Genomic DNA, 2026 nt, shown 5'->3' on the forward strand with positions numbered 1-2026 from the left:
GGCTATCGCTCGGCAACGGTCCGGCTACGCGAGGCCTTCGGCCTTTTTGCAAATGTCAGACCGGCCCGGACCATGATCCCGGGCCGGTACGACAACGTCGACATCATTGTCGTGCGGGAGAATCTCGAAGGCTTATATGTCGGGCGCGAGCATTACATCGAAGTCGGCGGCGATCCCCATGCTGTCGGTGTCGCGGTGGGAATTAACACAAAGGAAGGCGCGCGCCGGGTGTTGCGTCACGCGTTCGATCTCGCTGTCAGACTCGGCCGAAGGCGCGTGACCGTCGTTCACAAAGCCAACATCCTGAAGATACTCACGGGCGTGTTTCTCGAAGCGGCCCAGGAACTCGCGGTCGAGTACGAAGGACGCCTCATCATCGACGATCGGATCGTCGATGCCTGCGCCATGCAGCTCGTGCTCCAGCCCGAACGCTTCGACATGATCGTCACGACCAATCTCTTCGGGGACATTCTGTCGGATCTGGCGGCGGGACTCGTCGGCGGACTCGGTCTGGCGCCCGGCGCCAATATCGGACATGACGCGGCCATTTTCGAAGCCGTCCACGGCACGGCCCCGGACATCGCCGGTCAGGGCATCGCGAACCCAACCGCGCTGATCCTGGCGTCAGCAATGCTCCTCGACCACGTCGGCGAGGGTGACAAGGCCGAGCGATTGCGCGCTGCCGTCCTTGCCTCGCTTCGAAGCGGAGAGCGCACCGGTGATGTCGGCGGTTCGCTTTCCACTTCGGACTTTGGCAAGGCAGTCATCTCGCGACTGTCGTAAATCGTCGCGGGACGTCTATATCTTGTGTCCATTGATGGTGGCGACCGCCCGCCAAGCAAGGATCGTCAGCGACTGGCCTCGGCGAAGCAGGCACTCGGCCACCTCAATCGTATTGAACGGGTGGTCAAGCTATTGGGGATGGTCAATGCGGAGCCCCACTTCGCCGACCATCCGAAGGTCATCAACGGCTGCTCGGATCTTCTCATCGAAGTCTTCGGCGAGGCGGGACAGCACGCCCGATCTGCCGTGGGAATGGGATCGCTTCCAAACAGCATGACCGTCGAGATCGAGGCCATTTTTCAAATTCGTCCTTCCTGAACGGCGCACACGCGACGCAGCGATCTGACATGACGTCGATGCCGAAGGCTTCAGAGAATGAAGTAGGATTTGGTGACCGTGTGCGAGCCGTTCAGATGGAACGAAAAATCGGCCACGCCATCCCCGTTCACATCGCCATACACATAGGTGTGGCCCGCAACCTTTTCGTATCTCAACTCTCCTGCGCCCAGTTGGAAGGCTGCTTTGCCGATGAACGAGAACGCCTGATTGCCTTCGCGGAGCGTGTTCGCATCGATCGACGCCAGATTGATCTTGTCGCCCTCCTTGCGTGAGAAGTCACGCACGGTGTCGCGCCCAGCAACGGCGACGGTGCTGTCGTTGATGGCAGTGAAGACGAAAGAATCGGCTCCTGATCCGCCCCAAAGCTTGTCGGCGCCGGCGCCGCCGACGAGCTTGTCCTTCCCCCCATGACCAGAAAGTCTATCGTTCCCACTCCCTCCGAAGATGCTGTCGTTGCCCTCGCCGCCGCTGAGGCTGTCATCTCCGCTGTGGCCAGAAAGGCGGTCGTCGCCTCCTGCGCCGACGAGCGTATCGTTGCCGCTGGCTCCATAGAGACGATCGTGCCCAAGGCCGCCATCCAGCCAATCGTTTTTGATCGTACCTCTGAGGCTGTTGGCCGCGTCGTTTCCGATTGCGCTCGCCAACTGCTCGACCTTCACGGAGGTCACGTCGAAATAGTATGTCTTGTTCTGACTTGCACTTCCGACCGCCTTGAGACTGACGTCGCCTGTTCCCCAGCTCGATGGTGGTCCCCAAATATTGAGGTGCATGGCCATCGGCTTTGTCGGAACGAGCGTCTTCTCGGTCCGCACCACCGTTCCATCGACGAGCCAGCGAACGGCGTTGGGCAGCCACTCGATCCTGTAGGTATGGTAACTCGTCAAGCTGTCGGAGATCGCAAAGG

General features: G+C 60.4%; 2 protein-coding genes and 1 pseudogene. 2 read left to right on the top strand and 1 reads right to left on the bottom strand.

Going from position 1 to position 2026, the window contains the following annotated elements; genetic code table 11:
- Together AC1DT3_RS19200 and AC1DT3_RS19205 are read left to right on the top strand one after the other, a co-directional pair.
- Positions 1 to 783, top strand: a 783-nt coding sequence (locus tag AC1DT3_RS19200; protein WP_477466812.1) for an isocitrate/isopropylmalate dehydrogenase family protein, incomplete at its 5' end; no start/stop codon positions are given.
- A 66-nt stretch (positions 784 to 849) separates the two neighbouring features.
- Positions 850 to 1101: pseudogene (locus AC1DT3_RS19205) on the top strand (RidA family protein); the annotation flags it as partial.
- A 50-nt stretch (positions 1102 to 1151) separates the two neighbouring features.
- Here AC1DT3_RS19205 and AC1DT3_RS19210 read toward each other — a convergent pair.
- Positions 1152 to 2026: M10 family metallopeptidase C-terminal domain-containing protein (locus AC1DT3_RS19210; RefSeq protein ID WP_477466813.1), on the bottom strand; the 875-nt coding region annotated here is incomplete at its 5' end.

The organism is Microvirga sp. P4_G7, assembly GCF_056401005.1.